11 protein-coding genes are annotated in these 15,222 nt (G+C 59.1%); all 11 read left to right on the top strand.

Translation table 11 applies throughout. The features are described from left to right. The first annotated feature begins 60 nt into the window (after positions 1-60). The 11 genes from bamA to AB4O23_RS25945 all read left to right on the top strand — a co-directional run bounded on the left by bamA (position 61) and on the right by AB4O23_RS25945 (position 15,220). Positions 61-2,448 carry an outer membrane protein assembly factor BamA gene (gene bamA, locus AB4O23_RS25995; RefSeq protein WP_460061242.1) on the top strand — a complete coding sequence of 796 codons (2,388 nt, stop codon included), beginning with the start codon at positions 61-63 and terminating at the stop codon, positions 2,446-2,448. Positions 2,449-2,494: 46 nt separating this feature from the next. Next, the gene (locus AB4O23_RS25990) at positions 2,495-2,998 is read left to right on the top strand and encodes an OmpH/Skp family outer membrane protein (RefSeq protein WP_003172279.1); all 504 of its coding nucleotides are present in this window, start codon (positions 2,495-2,497) and stop codon (positions 2,996-2,998) included. A gap of 3 nt (positions 2,999-3,001) precedes the next feature. Further along, a complete protein-coding gene (gene lpxD, locus AB4O23_RS25985) occupies positions 3,002-4,057 on the top strand; it encodes a UDP-3-O-(3-hydroxymyristoyl)glucosamine N-acyltransferase (RefSeq protein ID WP_017529690.1) in 1,056 nt (351 codons plus the stop codon). Positions 4,058-4,167: 110 nt separating this feature from the next. Then, a complete protein-coding gene (fabZ, locus tag AB4O23_RS25980) occupies positions 4,168-4,608 on the top strand; it encodes a 3-hydroxyacyl-ACP dehydratase FabZ (protein WP_460150307.1) in 441 nt (146 codons plus the stop codon). Beyond that, positions 4,605-5,381: an acyl-ACP--UDP-N-acetylglucosamine O-acyltransferase gene (lpxA, locus tag AB4O23_RS25975; RefSeq protein ID WP_017529689.1), complete on the top strand. Its 777-nt coding sequence runs from the start codon at positions 4,605-4,607 to the stop codon at positions 5,379-5,381. The genes fabZ and lpxA overlap by 4 nt, the downstream gene beginning before the upstream one ends. Before the next feature lie 2 nt (positions 5,382-5,383). Further along, positions 5,384-6,523, top strand: coding sequence for a lipid-A-disaccharide synthase (gene lpxB / locus AB4O23_RS25970; RefSeq protein ID WP_017529688.1), 1,140 nt, complete (start codon positions 5,384-5,386; stop codon positions 6,521-6,523). Then, a complete protein-coding gene (rnhB, locus tag AB4O23_RS25965) occupies positions 6,520-7,152 on the top strand; it encodes a ribonuclease HII (protein WP_068937597.1) in 633 nt (210 codons plus the stop codon). Before lpxB ends, rnhB begins: the two co-directional genes overlap by 4 nt. Before the next feature lie 75 nt (positions 7,153-7,227). Then, positions 7,228-10,749, top strand: a complete 3,522-nt coding sequence (gene dnaE, locus AB4O23_RS25960) for a DNA polymerase III subunit alpha (RefSeq protein WP_017529686.1) — start codon at positions 7,228-7,230, stop codon at positions 10,747-10,749. 138 nt (positions 10,750-10,887) lie between these two features. Next, positions 10,888-11,835: an acetyl-CoA carboxylase carboxyltransferase subunit alpha gene (locus AB4O23_RS25955; protein ID WP_017529685.1), complete on the top strand. Its 948-nt coding sequence runs from the start codon at positions 10,888-10,890 to the stop codon at positions 11,833-11,835. Positions 11,836-11,995: 160 nt separating this feature from the next. Further along, entirely contained in the window at positions 11,996-13,315 is a 1,320-nt protein-coding gene (gene tilS / locus AB4O23_RS25950; RefSeq protein ID WP_460084269.1) for a tRNA lysidine(34) synthetase TilS, read from the top strand. Positions 13,316-13,588: 273 nt separating this feature from the next. Then, positions 13,589-15,220, top strand: a complete 1,632-nt coding sequence (locus tag AB4O23_RS25945) for a CTP synthase (protein WP_017529683.1) — start codon at positions 13,589-13,591, stop codon at positions 15,218-15,220. The last annotated feature ends 2 nt before the right edge of the window (positions 15,221-15,222 follow it).

Below are 15,222 nucleotides of genomic sequence, written 5' to 3'. Positions count from 1 at the left end.
GCGAATCTGCCGCATTTTGCGGCAGTTTGTTTATTGCCAGTTGGAATAAGAAAGGACTTCATGAAACGTCTGCTGCTAACTGCGGTTCTCACCGTATTGATGATCGCCGAAGTTCACGCCGAGTCCTTCACCATCTCCGATATTCGCGTCAACGGCCTCCAGCGGGTTTCCGCGGGTAGCGTCTTTGGTGCCTTGCCGTTGAACGTCGGGGAACAGGCTGATGACCGTCGCCTGGTGGAATCCACTCGTGCGCTGTTCAAAACCGGGTTCTTTCAAGACATCCAACTGGGTCGCGAAGGCAACGTCCTGGTCATCACCGTCGTCGAGCGACCTTCCGTCGCCAGTATCGAGATCGAAGGCAACAAAGCGATCTCCACTGAAGACCTGATGAAGGGCCTCAAGCAATCCGGCCTGGCCGAGGGCGAGATCTTCCAGCGCGCCACCCTTGAAGGTGTGCGTAACGAACTGCAACGCCAATACGTTGCCCAGGGCCGCTACTCCGCGACCGTGGAAACGGAAGTGGTGCCGCAACCTCGCAACCGTGTCGGCCTCAAGGTCAACATCAACGAAGGTACCGTGGCGGCGATCCAGCACATCAACGTGGTGGGCAACACCAAGTTTGCCGATGAAGACCTGATCGACCTGTTCGAACTCAAGACCACCAACTGGCTGTCGTTCTTCAAGAACGATGACAAGTACGCCCGTGAAAAACTCTCCGGTGACCTGGAACGTCTGCGTTCCTACTACCTGGATCGCGGCTATATCAACATGGATATCGCCTCCACCCAGGTATCCATCACCCCGGACAAGAAACACGTCTATATCACCGTCAACGTCAACGAAGGCGAGAAATACAAGGTTCGTGACGTGAAGCTGAGCGGCGACTTGAAAGTACCTGAAGACCAGGTCAAGTCACTGCTGTTGGTGCAGAAAGACCAGGTATTCTCGCGCAAGCTGATGACCACTACGTCCGAACTGATCACCCGCCGCCTGGGTAACGAAGGCTATACCTTCGCCAACGTCAATGGCGTACCGACTCCGCACGATGAAGACCATACCGTGGACATCACTTTTGTGGTCGACCCGGGCAAGCGTGCCTATGTAAACCGCATCAATTTCCGTGGCAACACCAAGTCCGCCGACGAAGTGCTGCGTCGTGAAATGCGCCAGATGGAAGGTGGCTGGGCGTCGACTTACCTGATCGACCAGTCCAAGACCCGTCTGGAACGCCTGGGCTTCTTCAAGGAAGTCAACGTCGAAACGCCAGCCGTACCCGGTGTGGACGACCAGGTCGACGTGAACTACGCCGTAGAGGAACAAGCCTCGGGTTCGATCACCGCCAGCGTTGGTTTTGCACAGAGTGCCGGCCTGATCCTGGGTGGTTCCATCACCCAGAACAACTTCCTCGGTACCGGTAACCGTGTGTCCATCGGCCTGACCCGAAGCGAATACCAGAGCCGCTATAACTTCGGTTATACCGACCCCTACTGGACTGCTGACGGTGTGAGCCTTGGCTACAACGCCTTCTATCGCACCACCGACTACAAAGATCTCGATGTTGATGTTGCAAGCTATGCGATCGACAGCCTGGGTGCCGGCGTCAACGTCGGTTACCCGATCAGCGAGACGTCGCGTCTGACGTTCGGCCTGACCGCGCAACAGGATGAGATCAAGACCGGTGTGTACACCGTGGATGAAATCTTCGACTTTACCCGTCGCGAAGGCGACAAGTTCCTGAACTTCAAGGCGTCTGCCGGCTGGTCCGAGTCGACCCTGAACAAAGGCGTGTTGGCAACCCGTGGTCACTCCCAGAGCCTGACCCTGGAAACCACCACGCCGGGCAGTGACCTGTCGTTCTTCAAACTCGACTACCGTGGCCAGTTGTTCCAGCCGCTGAGCGATAACTACACCATGCGCTTGCACACTGAGCTGGGTTATGGCGACGGTTATGGTTCGACCAATGGCCTGCCGTTCTATGAAAACTACTACGCGGGTGGTTTCAACTCCGTACGTGGCTTCAAGGACAGCACCCTCGGTCCGCGTGGTACGCCAAGCCGTGGTGCTGCGGTGACTGGTAACCAGGGCACTAACCCTGACTCTGACAACGACCCGCTGCCATTCGGTGGTAACGTGTTGATCCAGGGCGGTGCGGAAATCCTGTTCCCGCTGCCGTTTGTTAAAGATCAGCGGTCGCTGCGTACGTCGGTCTTCTGGGACGTGGGTAACGTGTTCGACTCCAAGTGCGAACAGGTCACCAACCCAAGCGGCGTGAAGTCCAAGACCCAGTGCAACGACGTGAGCCTCAGCAACCTGGCGAGCTCCGTGGGTGTGGGTGTGACCTGGGTGACTGCGCTTGGCCCGTTGAGCTTTGCTCTGGCCATGCCGATCAAGAAACCGGATAACGCTGAAACCCAGATTTTCCAATTCTCCCTCGGCCAGACGTTCTAAGCGTCTGACCCAAGATAACGACAACGGATTCTGTAGGAGTTGCATTGTGCGTAAGTTGACTCAATTGGTTCTGCTGGCCACCGTGCTGGTAACCACCCCGGCCTTCGCCGAAATGAAAATCGCCGTTCTGAACTATCAGATGGCTCTGCTCGAATCCGACGCGGCCAAGAAGTACGCCGTGGATGCCGAGAAAAAATTCGGTCCGCAACTGACCAAGCTCAAGACCCTGGAAAGCAGTGCCAAGGGCATCCAGGATCGTCTGGTAGCCGGTGGTGACAAGATGCAGCAAGGCGAGCGCGAGCGTCTGGAGCTTGAATTCAAGCAAAAGGCTCGTGACTACCAGTTCCAGTCCAAGGAACTGAACGAAGCCAAGGCTGTTGCCGACCGCGAAATGCTTAAGCAGCTCAAGCCTAAACTCGACAGCGCAGTGGAAGAAGTCATCAAGAAAGGTGCCTTTGACCTGGTGTTCGAGCGTGGCGCAGTGATCGACGTCAAGCCTCAATACGACATCACCCGTCAGGTGATCGAGCGCATGAATCAGCTGAAGTAAGCCATGACCGCGATTATCAGGCTCGGCGAGTTGGCCGAGTTCCTGGGGGCTACCTTGCGTGGCTCCCCGGAGAAGGAAATTACTGGGCTAGCCACCTTGCAGGAGGCTGGCCCAGCTCAGTTGAGCTTCCTCGCAAATCCTCAATACCGTAAATACCTCATCGACAGCCGCGCTGCAGCCGTATTGCTGAAGGCCGCTGATGCTGAAGGGTTTGCCGGGGATGCGCTGGTGGTGGCCGACCCCTACCTGGCCTATGCGCGGGTGTCGCACCTGTTTGATCCGAAACCCAAGGCTGCCGGTGGTATTCATCCGTCGGCGGTCATCGCCGATGATGCCCAGGTTGACCCTGCGGCGAGCATTGGTGCGTTTACGGTGATCGAGAGTGGCGCCCGTATCGCGGCCGGTGTAACGGTTGGTGCGCATTGTTTTATTGGCGCACGCTGCGAAATCGGTGCGGATGGTTGGTTGGCCCCGCGCGTGACCTTGTACCACGATGTGCGTATCGGTGAGCGTGTGGTAATTCAATCCGGTGCTGTGATCGGTGGTGAAGGCTTTGGCTTTGCCAATGCCAAAGGTGTCTGGCACAAGATTGCCCAGGTCGGCGGCGTATTGATCGGCGACGACGTGGAAATCGGGGTGAACACGGCTGTCGATCGCGGGGCCCTGGCCGATACCGTGATCGGTAATGGTGTGAAGCTCGACAACCAGATCCAGATCGCTCACAACGTTCAGATTGGCGATCACACCGCCATGGCCGCATGCGTGGGGATTTCCGGCAGCACCAAGATCGGCAAGCATTGCATGCTCGCCGGTGGCGTAGGGCTGGTGGGGCATATCGATATTTGCGACAACGTATTCATCACCGGCATGACCATGGTCACTCACTCGATTACCGAGCCTGGGGCCTACTCTTCCGGTACCGCCATGCAGCCTGCGGCTGAATGGCGTAAAAGTGCAGCGCGTTTGAGGCAGCTCGACGACATGGCTCGACGTCTCAAACAGCTGGAAAAGCGTGTTGGGGACGTGACCCCTGGCGGTAATGCTTCATCAGAAGGCTGATACCATTTCCATATCAAGTGTGCACAGCCGCTAGACTTGCCTCCTTGATTTGCTAGCGGGGCGTGCGTTATTCGCCCGCCCCCAATCTTTATTACAGGCTTCCCCCCGAAATGATGGACATCAACGAGATTCGCGAATACCTGCCTCACCGTTACCCGTTCCTGCTGGTGGACCGCGTAGTGGACCTCAATGTTGAGGAAAAGCGCATTCGTGCCTACAAGAATGTCAGCATCAACGAACCGTTCTTCAACGGTCACTTCCCTGCGCATCCAATCATGCCAGGCGTATTGATCATCGAAGCAATGGCCCAGGCTGCCGGTATCCTTGGTTTCAAAATGCTCGACCTCAAGCCTGCCGATGGCACGCTTTACTATTTCGTGGGCTCCGACAAGTTGCGTTTCCGCAACCCGGTTACCCCGGGTGACCAGTTGATCCTGGAAGCCAAGTTCATCAGCTGCAAGCGCCAGATCTGGAAATTCGAATGCCAGGTCTCGGTAGACGGCAAGCCGGTATGCTCCGCCGAGATCATCTGCGCGGAACGCAAACTATGAGTTTGATTGACCCTCGCGCAATCATCGATCCGTCGGCCGTTCTGGCCGCCGACGTTGAGGTCGGCCCTTGGTCGATCATCGGCGCAGGTGTGGAAATCGGCGAGGGGACTGTCATCGGGCCGCACGTGATCCTTAAAGGTCCGACCCGCATTGGCAAACACAATCGTATCTACCAGTTCTCGTCGGTAGGCGAAGACACCCCGGACATGAAGTACAAGGGTGAAGAAACACGTTTGGTAATCGGTGACCACAACATCATCCGTGAAGGCGTGACCATTCACCGCGGTACTGTGCAGGATCGTGCGGAAACCACCCTGGGTGATCACAACCTGGTGATGGCCTATGCCCATATCGGCCACGACAGTGTGATCGGCAACCACTGCATCCTGGTCAACAACACTGCGTTGGCGGGCCATGTGCACGTTGATGATTGGGCGATCCTGTCCGGTTTCACCCTGGTACATCAGTACTGCCATATCGGCGCCCACAGCTTTTCCGGCATGGGTACCGCCATCGGCAAGGACGTTCCGGCGTTCGTCACGGTGTTCGGCAACCCGGCCGAGGCCCGTAGCATGAATTTTGAAGGCATGCGCCGTCGTGGTTTCAGCGAAGATGCGATCCATGCGCTGCGCCGCGCCTATAAGGTGGTGTATCGCCAAGGGTTGACGGTAGACCAGGCATTGACCCAACTGACCGAGCCGGCAGCGTTGTTCCCGGAAGTCGCGGTGTTCCGTGACTCGATCCAGGCGTCGACTCGCGGCATCACCCGCTGACCATGGCCAATCTGCGTATCGCGCTGGTGGCGGGAGAGGCTTCCGGCGATATTCTGGGCGCAGGTCTTATGCGGGCTCTCAAGGCCCAGCACCCTGCGGTTGAGTTTATTGGCGTCGGCGGTCCGCTGATGCAGGCTGAAGGCCTCACGTCTTACTTCCCCATGGAGCGCCTGTCGGTCATGGGCCTGGTGGAAGTGCTGGGTCGCCTGCGTGAGCTGCTCGCTCGGCGCAAGCTGCTGATCCAGACGCTTATCGAAGAAAAGCCTGACGTCTTCATTGGCATCGACGCGCCGGACTTCACCCTCAATATCGAACTCAAGTTGCGTCAGGCCGGCATCAAGACCGTTCACTACGTCAGCCCGTCTGTGTGGGCCTGGCGGCAGAAACGTGTGCTGAAGATCCGTGAAGGTTGTGACCTGATGCTGACGTTGCTGCCCTTCGAGGCCCGTTTCTACGAAGAGAAGGGCGTGCCGGTTCGGTTTGTCGGGCACACATTGGCCGACACCATCCCTTTGCAGGCAGACCGCACAGCTGCGCGTGCCGAACTGGGCTTGCCCGACGGTCCACTCGTCGCATTGATGCCTGGCAGTCGCGGTGGCGAGGTTGGTCGTTTGGCCAGTGTGTTTTTCGATGCCGCCGAGCGACTGCAAGTGTTGAAGCCAGGCGTGCGTTTCGTGTTGCCCTGCGCCAGCCCGCAGCGTCGTGCGCAGATCGAAACGCTGCTGGAAGGTCGCACCCTGCCGTTGACCTTGCTCGACGGCCAGTCGCACCTGGCGTTGGCGGCCTGTGATGCGGTGCTGATCGCCTCGGGTACAGCGACGTTGGAGGCTTTGCTGTACAAGCGTCCGATGGTCGTGGCCTACCGTCTGGCGCCGCTGACGTTCTGGATTCTCAAGCGCATGGTCAAGAGTCCCTACATCTCTTTGCCCAATTTGCTGGCCCAACGCCTGTTGGTACCGGAGTTGTTGCAGGACGATGCAACGCCCCAAGCCTTGGCGCAAACCCTGCTCCCCTTGATCGACGGCGGCGAAGAACAGACCCGCGGATTTGACGAGATTCATCGCACCTTGCGTCGTGACGCGTCAAACCAGGCGGCAAACGCCGTATTGAGCTTGATTGGCCATAAACAGGAAGCCTTATGAGCACGCAGATGGGGCTGGATTTCAGCCTGGTTGCCGAGGCCCACGAACTGGTGGCCGGGGTTGATGAGGTGGGGCGCGGGCCTTTATGTGGCGCCGTGGTTACTGCGGCGGTGATCCTTGATCCGAGCCGTCCGATCCTCGGCCTCAACGACTCGAAAAAACTCACCGAAGCGCGCCGTGAAAAGCTCTTCGACGAGATATGTGAGAAGGCCTTGAGCTGGCATATCGCCCGGGCCGAAGTCGAAGAAATCGACCAGTTGAATATTCTCCACGCCACCATGCTCGCCATGCAGCGTGCGGTGGAAGGCCTGCATATCACGCCAAAAATGGCGATGATCGATGGCAATCGTTGCCCGAAACTGACCATGCCCTCCGAGGCGGTGGTCAAGGGTGATAGCAAGGTGCCGGCCATTGCGGCTGCCTCAATCCTGGCCAAGGTCAGCCGTGATCGTGAAATGGCGGCTTTCGAATTGATCTACCCCGGCTATGGCATCGGCGGCCATAAAGGCTACCCGACCCCCGTTCATCTGGAAGCCCTGGCCCGCCTTGGCCCCACGCCGATCCATCGTCGCTCGTTTGCCCCTGTACGGCTGGCTTACGAGACGCGCGGGAGTCTCATCGAGGTTTAGTCGCGAGGCTGATGTTTTTGCCAAGGCCCGGTACAATCCGGGCCTTGTTGTTTCCACGTATAAGACAGGATCACTATGCCGGCTTCATTCGTTCACCTACGCCTGCACACTGAGTACTCCCTGGTCGACGGCCTGGTACGGATCAAACCGCTGGTCAAAACCCTGGTGGGCATGAACATGCCTGCGGTCGCGGTGACCGATCAGAACAACATGTGTTCCCTGGTCAAGTTCTACAAGAACGCCATGGGTGCCGGCATCAAGCCGATCTGCGGCGCCGACCTGTGGCTGTCCAACAAAGATCCGGATAATGCCCTGAGCCGCATCAGCCTGTTGGCGATGAACGGCGTGGGGTATCGCAACCTCACCGAACTGATCTCCCGTGGTTTTATCGAGGGCCAGCGCAACGGTTCGATCATTATCGAGCGCGAATGGGTCGCCGAGGCCAGCGAAGGCCTGATCATGCTGTCGGCCGCCAAAGAGGGCGAGATCGGGATCGCACTGCTGGGTGGCAACCCCCATGAAGCCGAAGTGCTGGCGAAGGAGTGGATGCAGGTCTTTCCCGATCGGTTCTACCTCGAAGTGCAGCGCACCAACCGTCCTAATGATGAAGAGCACCTGCACGCCGCCGTGGCGTTGGCCGACAAGCTGGGCGCACCGTTGGTGGCGACCAATGATGTGCGCTTTATCAAGAAGGAAGATTTCGAAGCCCACGAAACCCGCGTGTGCATCGGCGAAGGCCGGGCCCTGGATGACCCGCGTCGCTCCAAGAACTACAGCGAAGAGCAGTACCTCAAAAGCGCCGAGGAAATGGCCGAGTTGTTCAGCGACCTGCCCGAGGCCCTGGAAAACTCCGTCGAGATCGCCAAGCGCTGCAACATCGAAGTGAAGCTGGGCAAGCACTTCCTGCCCAACTTCCCGATCCCCGACGGCATGACCATCGACGAGTACTTTCGCAAAGTGTCGTTTGACGGCCTGGAAGAACGCCTCTCGGTCCTGCTGCCCAAAGACACCACCGAAGATTACGAAGCCAAGCGCCAGGTCTACGTTGACCGGCTGAATTTCGAGCTGGATATCATCATCCAGATGGGCTTCCCCGGTTACTTCCTGATCGTAATGGACTTTATCCAGTGGGCCAAAAGCAACGGCGTACCGGTCGGCCCGGGTCGTGGGTCGGGTGCCGGCTCGCTGGTGGCCTATGTGCAGAAAATCACCGACCTCGACCCCCTGGAATATGACCTGCTGTTCGAGCGGTTCCTGAACCCGGAACGGGTTTCCATGCCCGACTTCGACGTCGACTTCTGCATGGACGGTCGCGACCGCGTGATCGAATACGTGGCCGAGAAATATGGCCGCAACGCGGTCAGCCAGATCATCACCTTCGGTTCGATGGCCGCCAAGGCGGTAATCCGTGATGTGGCGCGAGTGCAGGGCAAGTCCTATGGCCTGGCGGATCGTCTGTCGAAGATGATCCCGTTCGAAGTCGGCATGACCCTCGAGAAGGCCTACGAGCAGGAAGAAATCCTGCGCGACTTCATCAAGGTCGATGAGGAAGCCGCCGAAATCTGGGACATGGCGCGCAAGCTCGAAGGTGTGGTGCGTAACGTGGGTAAACACGCCGGTGGCGTGGTGATCGCGCCTACCAAGCTCACCGACTTTTCGCCGATCTATTGCGACGAAGAGGGCGATGGCCTGGTTACCCAGTTTGACAAGGACGATGTGGAGGCGGCCGGCCTGGTGAAGTTCGACTTCCTTGGCCTGCGAACCCTGACGATCATCGACTGGGCGCTCAAGACCATCAACCGCGACCGCGCCAAGGTCGGTGAAGAGCCGCTGGATATCGCGTTTATCCCGCTGGATGACAAGCCGACCTACAGCTTGCTGCAAAAGGCTGAAACCACGGCGGTATTCCAGCTTGAATCGCGTGGCATGAAAGAACTGATCAAAAAGCTCAAGCCCGACTGCCTGGAAGACTTGATCGCACTGGTGGCCCTGTTCCGTCCTGGCCCGCTGCAGTCAGGCATGGTTGATGACTTCATCAACCGCAAGCACGGGCGCGCCGAACTGGCTTACCCGCATTCGGACTACCAATACGAAGGCCTCAAGCCCGTACTGGCGCCGACCTACGGCATCATCCTGTACCAGGAACAGGTGATGCAGATCGCTCAGGTGATGGCGGGTTATACCCTCGGCGGCGCGGACATGCTGCGTCGAGCCATGGGTAAAAAGAAACCCGAGGAAATGGCCAAGCAGCGCGGTGGTTTCATTGAGGGTTGCGCCACCAACAATATCGATGCCGACCTGGCCGGTAACATTTTCGACCTGGTGGAAAAATTCGCCGGTTACGGCTTCAACAAATCCCACTCCGCCGCGTATGGCCTGGTGTCCTACCAGACCGCTTGGCTGAAAGCCCACTACCCGGCGCCGTTCATGGCGGCGGTACTGTCGGCCGACATGCACAACACCGACAAGGTCGTAACCTTGATCGAGGAAGTGCGCACCATGAAGCTGCGCCTCGACGCGCCGGATGTGAACGCGTCGGAGTTCAAGTTCACGGTGAATGACGAAGGCCGCATCATCTATGGCCTTGGTGCGATCAAGGGCGTGGGCGAAGGCCCGGTGGAAGCGATTACCGAAGCGCGCCAGGACGGCCCGTTCACGGACCTTTTCGACTTCTGCGCGCGGGTTGACCTCAAGCGCATCAACAAGCGCACCCTGGATGGCTTGATCCGCAGCGGCGCGCTGGACCGTCTGGGCCCGTATTTCCATGACGAGCCCAAGGCGTATCAAGCGAATATCGACCGCAACCGCGCGGTGCTGCTCACCGCCATGGAAGAAGCGATCAAGGCCGCCGAACAGACCGCCCGCACCCACGACAGCGGCCACGCCGACCTGTTTGGCGGGCTGTTCGTTGAAGAAGACGCGGACGTGTACGCCAACCACCGCAAGGCCAAAGAGCTGACCCTCAAGGAACGCCTCAAAGGTGAAAAAGACACCTTGGGCCTGTACCTCACCGGTCACCCCATTGATGAATACGAAGGCGAGATCCGCCGCTTTGCGCGTCAGCGCATCATCGACCTCAAGCCTGCACGCGACACCCAGACCGTCGCCGGCATGATCATCGCCTTGCGAGTGATGAAGAACAAAAAGGGCGACAAGATGGGTTTCATTACCCTCGACGATCGCTCGGGTCGGATCGAAGCGTCGCTGTTTGCCGACGCCTTCCACTCCGCGCAGTCGTTGTTGCAGACCGATGCCATGGTGGTGGTCGAGGGGGAGGTCAGTAATGATGACTTCTCCGGCGGCCTGCGCCTGCGCATCAAGCGCGTGATGAGCATGGAAGACGCGCGTACCAACCTGGCCGAGAGCCTGCGTTTGAAGGTGAAAACCGAAGCGCTCAAAGGCGATCAGCTACGCTGGTTGGGCGACCTGCTCAAGCGTCACCGTGGTGCGTGCCCCGTGACCATGGAGTACACCGGCAACGACGCCAAGGCGATGTTGCAGTTTGGTGAGACCTGGCGAATTGATCCTGCTGATGGCTTGATTCAAGCATTGCGTGACCAGTTCGGCCGTGACAACGTCTTCCTCCAATACCGTTGATGCGTCGGTGATGGCATTGCGCCTGATCTCGACTGAACATTTAATCTCGACCTGAACGCGCCTCTCCCTTAAGGTAAGGCGCGAATAGACAACCGGCTGGCCAGGTACCCCTTGGCCGTCGACCCAAGACGGACGCTTATGAACCCGAATTTTCTTGATTTCGAACAGCCGATCGCTGACCTGCAAGCCAAGATCGAAGAACTGCGCCTGGTCGGCAATGACAATTCGCTGAATATCGGCGATGAGATCGCTCGCCTGCAAGACAAGAGCAGCACGCTCACCGAAGACATCTTCGGCAAGCTAACCAGTTGGCAGATCGCGCGCCTGGCTCGCCATCCGCGCCGTCCGTACACCCTGGACTACATCCAGCATATCTTCACCGAGTTCGACGAGTTGCACGGCGATCGCCACTTCTCTGACGACGCGGCCATCGTGGGCGGTATCGCTCGCCTGGACGACCAGCCGGTCATGATCATCGGTCACCAGAAAGGCCGTGAAGTGCGTGAGAAAGTACGTCGCAACTTCGGCATGCCGCGTCCGGAGGGCTACCGCAAGGCTTGTCGCCTGATGGAAATGGCCGAACGCTTCAAAATGCCGATCCTGACCTTCATCGATACGCCGGGTGCTTACCCAGGCATCGACGCCGAAGAGCGCAACCAGAGCGAAGCGATTGCCTGGAACCTGCGTGTCATGTCCCGCCTGAAGACCCCGATCATCGCCACCGTGATCGGTGAGGGTGGTTCCGGCGGTGCGTTGGCCATCGGCGTCTGCGACCAACTGAACATGTTGCAATATTCGACCTACGCAGTGATCTCGCCGGAAGGTTGCGCCTCGATCCTGTGGAAAACCGCAGAAAAGGCGCCCGATGCTGCCGAAGCCATGGGCATCACCGCTGATCGCCTCAAAGGCCTGGGGATCGTCGACAAAGTCATCGCCGAGCCACTGGGTGGCGCGCACCGCGACCCGGCCGCTGCCGCCGCGACCATCCGTGCCGAGTTGAGTTCGCAACTGGCGATGCTCAAGAAGCTTGATAACGAAGCGCTGTTGGCCCGTCGTTACGAGCGTCTGATGAGCTACGGCCTCTAAGCCGACGCTGGCACTTAATGTGGGAGGGAGCTTGCTCCCGATGGCGGTGGATCAGCTTGCACATGCGGTGGCTGACACTGCGCTATCGGGAGCAAGCCCCTCCCACATTTGCTTTGTGTATGCTGGTAAACCTATTCCAGATTTGCAGCGTTGATGTGTGATGAAACCGGATGTTGCCGCAAGACTCCTGCAAGCCCTGGCCCCCTGGCGCAATGCCCCGACCTGGCACATCGCATTTTCCGGTGGGCTTGATTCCACCGTCCTGCTGCATCTTCTCGCCTCCCTGGCAAACACCCAAACCCTACCGCCCCTTCGCGCCGTCCATGTCCACCACGGCCTGCAAGCTGCTGCCGACGCATGGCCAGCTCATTGCCAAGCGGTCTGCGACAGCCTGGGCGTACCCTTGCGCCTCATGCGTGTGCAGGTGAGGCCGGGCGCGAGCCTTGAACGTGCGGCGCGGGATGCGCGCTATCAGGCGTTCATGCAGGCAATGGGGGCAGGGGAGGTGCTTTTCACCGGCCAGCATCGCGACGATCAGGCCGAAACGCTGCTGTTTCGCCTGCTGCGCGGTGCCGGTGTGCGAGGGTTGGCGGCGATGCCTGAGCACCGCCCCTTGGCGCAGGGCCACTTGGTGCGGCCGTTGCTGGCATTTTCCCGTAGCGAACTGGAAGCCTACGCGCAACAGCATCAATTGCACTGGATCGAGGATCCCTCCAACGTTGATCCACGGTTTTCCCGCAATTACCTGCGTCACCGTGTACTTCCCAGCCTTACGGAGCGCTGGCCGCAGGCGATCACCCAGCTGGCTCGCACGGCTGAACACATGGCTGAGGCTCAAGGGCTGCTCGACGAGTTGGCGCAGATGGACCTGCAGCGCGCCGGTCAGCCTTCTGCGTTTCCCTGGTTGCCTCTGCCGTCCCTGGCGCTTGAACCCTTACGCCAATTGTCCGATGCCCGCCAGCGTAACGTTTTGCGGTATTGGCTGACGCCACTGACCCGTTTGCCCGACAGCGATCACTGGACCGGTTGGAACGCCCTGCGCGATGCCAAGGGTGACGCACAGCCTCTATGGCGCCTGGCCGACGGCCAAATGCAGCGTAGCGGTGAACGCATCTGGTGGTTGCCCACAACCTGGTCGACGTTTTCCGACGCCTCGGTGAGCTGGCCCGATCCCCAACAACCACTCGAGTTGATGGGCAATGGCCAGCTGAGATTTATCGGCCGGGCCCCCGAAGGCCCGTTGGTGGTCCGCTATCGCCAGGGGGGCGAAATCTTCGATGTGCCGGGGCGAGGTCGGCGTGATCTCAAGCGCCTGCTCAATGAAAGTGGTTTGCCGGGCTTCGTCCGTGGCAGATTGCCGCTGGTCTATCGGGGCGAGCAATTGCTGGCTGTGCCAAGCGTCGCGGGGGCATGGACCCGCTCGGTGGATGACGGGCAATTGGATTGGTTGCCACAGAGCTGCGATCAAGGTTTGAGCTGATAGCGCCTTTCCGGTAGACTACGCTCCCTTCTTGATACAACTTCTGTGGATTCGCCTGAATCGCAGCAGTTGCCGATTACCAAGCAGTCTTTGCTGGGCGATTCCAAAAAATGTGTAGCGATCAACGTACCGGTGTTTCATTGCTGGTCTGTCACAACGCGGCGGTTTTTTTGAAAGGTGCACTGTGATTAATGCAGGTGATCGGGGGCTTCGGCCTCTCTTCGCTTTCCCCGGCGGCTCGGACCGCTTTAACGCAGACTTCTAGGGTTTTTCATGACGCGCTACATATTCGTCACGGGCGGTGTTGTTTCTTCATTGGGGAAAGGCATTGCCTCCGCTTCATTGGCGGCCATCCTGGAGGCGCGGGGGCTTAAAGTCACCATGCTCAAGCTGGACCCGTACATCAACGTCGACCCGGGCACCATGAGCCCGTTCCAGCACGGTGAAGTGTTCGTCACACATGACGGCGCCGAGACCGACCTGGACCTGGGCCATTACGAGCGGTTCATCCGCACGACCATGACCCAGAACAACAACTTCACCACAGGCCGTGTCTACGAGCACGTGCTGCGCAAGGAGCGCCGTGGTGACTACCTGGGTGCAACCATCCAGGTGATCCCGCACATCACCGACGAAATCAAGCGCCGCATCATCAAGGGCGCAGGCGATGCCGACGTGGCGATGGTCGAGATCGGTGGCACCGTGGGTGACATCGAATCCCAACCGTTCCTCGAAGCCATCCGCCAATTGCGTTTCGAAGTCGGCGCCAAGCGCGCGATGCTGATGCACCTGACACTGGTGCCGTACATCGCCACCGCCGGCGAAACCAAAACCAAGCCTACCCAGCACTCGGTCAAGGAACTGCGTTCCATCGGCCTGCAGCCGGACGTGCTGGTGTGCCGCTCCGATCACCCGATCGACATTTCCTCGCGTCGCAAGATCGCCCAGTTCACCAACGTTGAAGAACGTGCGGTGATTGCCCTGGAAGACGCAGACACCATCTACAAGATCCCGGGCATCCTGCATTCACAAGGCCTGGATGATTTTGTGGTCGAGCGTTTCGGCCTGCAATGCAACGGCGCGGATCTGTCCGAGTGGGAAGCCGTGGTCGATGCCAAGCTCAACCCTGAGCACGAAGTCACCATCGCCATGGTCGGCAAGTACATGGAGCTGCTGGATGCGTACAAGTCGCTGATCGAAGCGATGAGCCACGCCGGCATCAGCAACCGTACCAAGGTCAACCTGCGTTATATCGATTCCGAAGACATCGAGAACCAGGGCACCGCGCTGCTCGAAGGGGTCGACGCGATCCTCGTGCCAGGCGGTTTCGGCCTGCGTGGCGTGGAAGGCAAGATCACCGCCGTGCAGTACGCTCGTGAGAACAAGGTGCCGTACCTGGGTATCTGCCTGGGCATGCAAGTGGCCGTCATCGAGTTCGCCCGTAACGTGCTGGGCTGGAAAGACGCCAACTCCACCGAGTTCGACAGCAAGAGCGGCCACCCGGTCGTGGGCCTGATCACCGAGTGGGAAGACGCCACCGGCGCGGTCGAGACCCGTACCGAAAGCTCCGACCTGGGCGGCACCATGCGCCTTGGCGCGCAAGACTGCCTGCTGGAAGCCGGTTCTTTGGTTCACGATTGCTATGGCAAGGACGTGATCGTCGAGCGTCACCGTCATCGCTACGAAGTGAACAACAACCTGCTGCCGCAGATCAAAGCCGCCGGCCTGAAGATTTCCGGTCGCTCCGGTGATGGCGCGCTGGTTGAAGTGGTCGAAGCACCGGATCATCCATGGTTCGTCGCTTGCCAGTTCCACCCGGAGTTCACCTCGACGCCACGTGACGGCCACCCGTTGTTCAGCGGTTTCGTCAAGGCGGCACTGACGCAACACCAGAAGAAGGCGTAAAC

The organism is Pseudomonas sp. H2_A10, from assembly GCF_054680085.1.
This window is presented reverse-complemented; position numbering and strand designations above follow the sequence as displayed.

What these genes read in the sequence shown, in the direction of transcription:
- fabZ (WP_460150307.1), top strand. Translation starts at nt 4,168, where the DNA reads ATGATGGACATCAACGAGATTCGCGAATACCTGCCTCACCGTTACCCG.
- AB4O23_RS25955 (WP_017529685.1), top strand. Translation starts at nt 10,888, where the DNA reads ATGAACCCGAATTTTCTTGATTTCGAACAGCCGATCGCTGACCTGCAA.
- bamA (WP_460061242.1), top strand. Translation starts at nt 61, where the DNA reads ATGAAACGTCTGCTGCTAACTGCGGTTCTCACCGTATTGATGATCGCC.
- lpxB (WP_017529688.1), top strand. Translation starts at nt 5,384, where the DNA reads ATGGCCAATCTGCGTATCGCGCTGGTGGCGGGAGAGGCTTCCGGCGAT.
- tilS (WP_460084269.1), top strand. Translation starts at nt 11,996, where the DNA reads ATGAAACCGGATGTTGCCGCAAGACTCCTGCAAGCCCTGGCCCCCTGG.
- rnhB (WP_068937597.1), top strand. Translation starts at nt 6,520, where the DNA reads ATGAGCACGCAGATGGGGCTGGATTTCAGCCTGGTTGCCGAGGCCCAC.
- dnaE (WP_017529686.1), top strand. Translation starts at nt 7,228, where the DNA reads ATGCCGGCTTCATTCGTTCACCTACGCCTGCACACTGAGTACTCCCTG.
- lpxD (WP_017529690.1), top strand. Translation starts at nt 3,002, where the DNA reads ATGACCGCGATTATCAGGCTCGGCGAGTTGGCCGAGTTCCTGGGGGCT.
- lpxA (WP_017529689.1), top strand. Translation starts at nt 4,605, where the DNA reads ATGAGTTTGATTGACCCTCGCGCAATCATCGATCCGTCGGCCGTTCTG.
- AB4O23_RS25945 (WP_017529683.1), top strand. Translation starts at nt 13,589, where the DNA reads ATGACGCGCTACATATTCGTCACGGGCGGTGTTGTTTCTTCATTGGGG.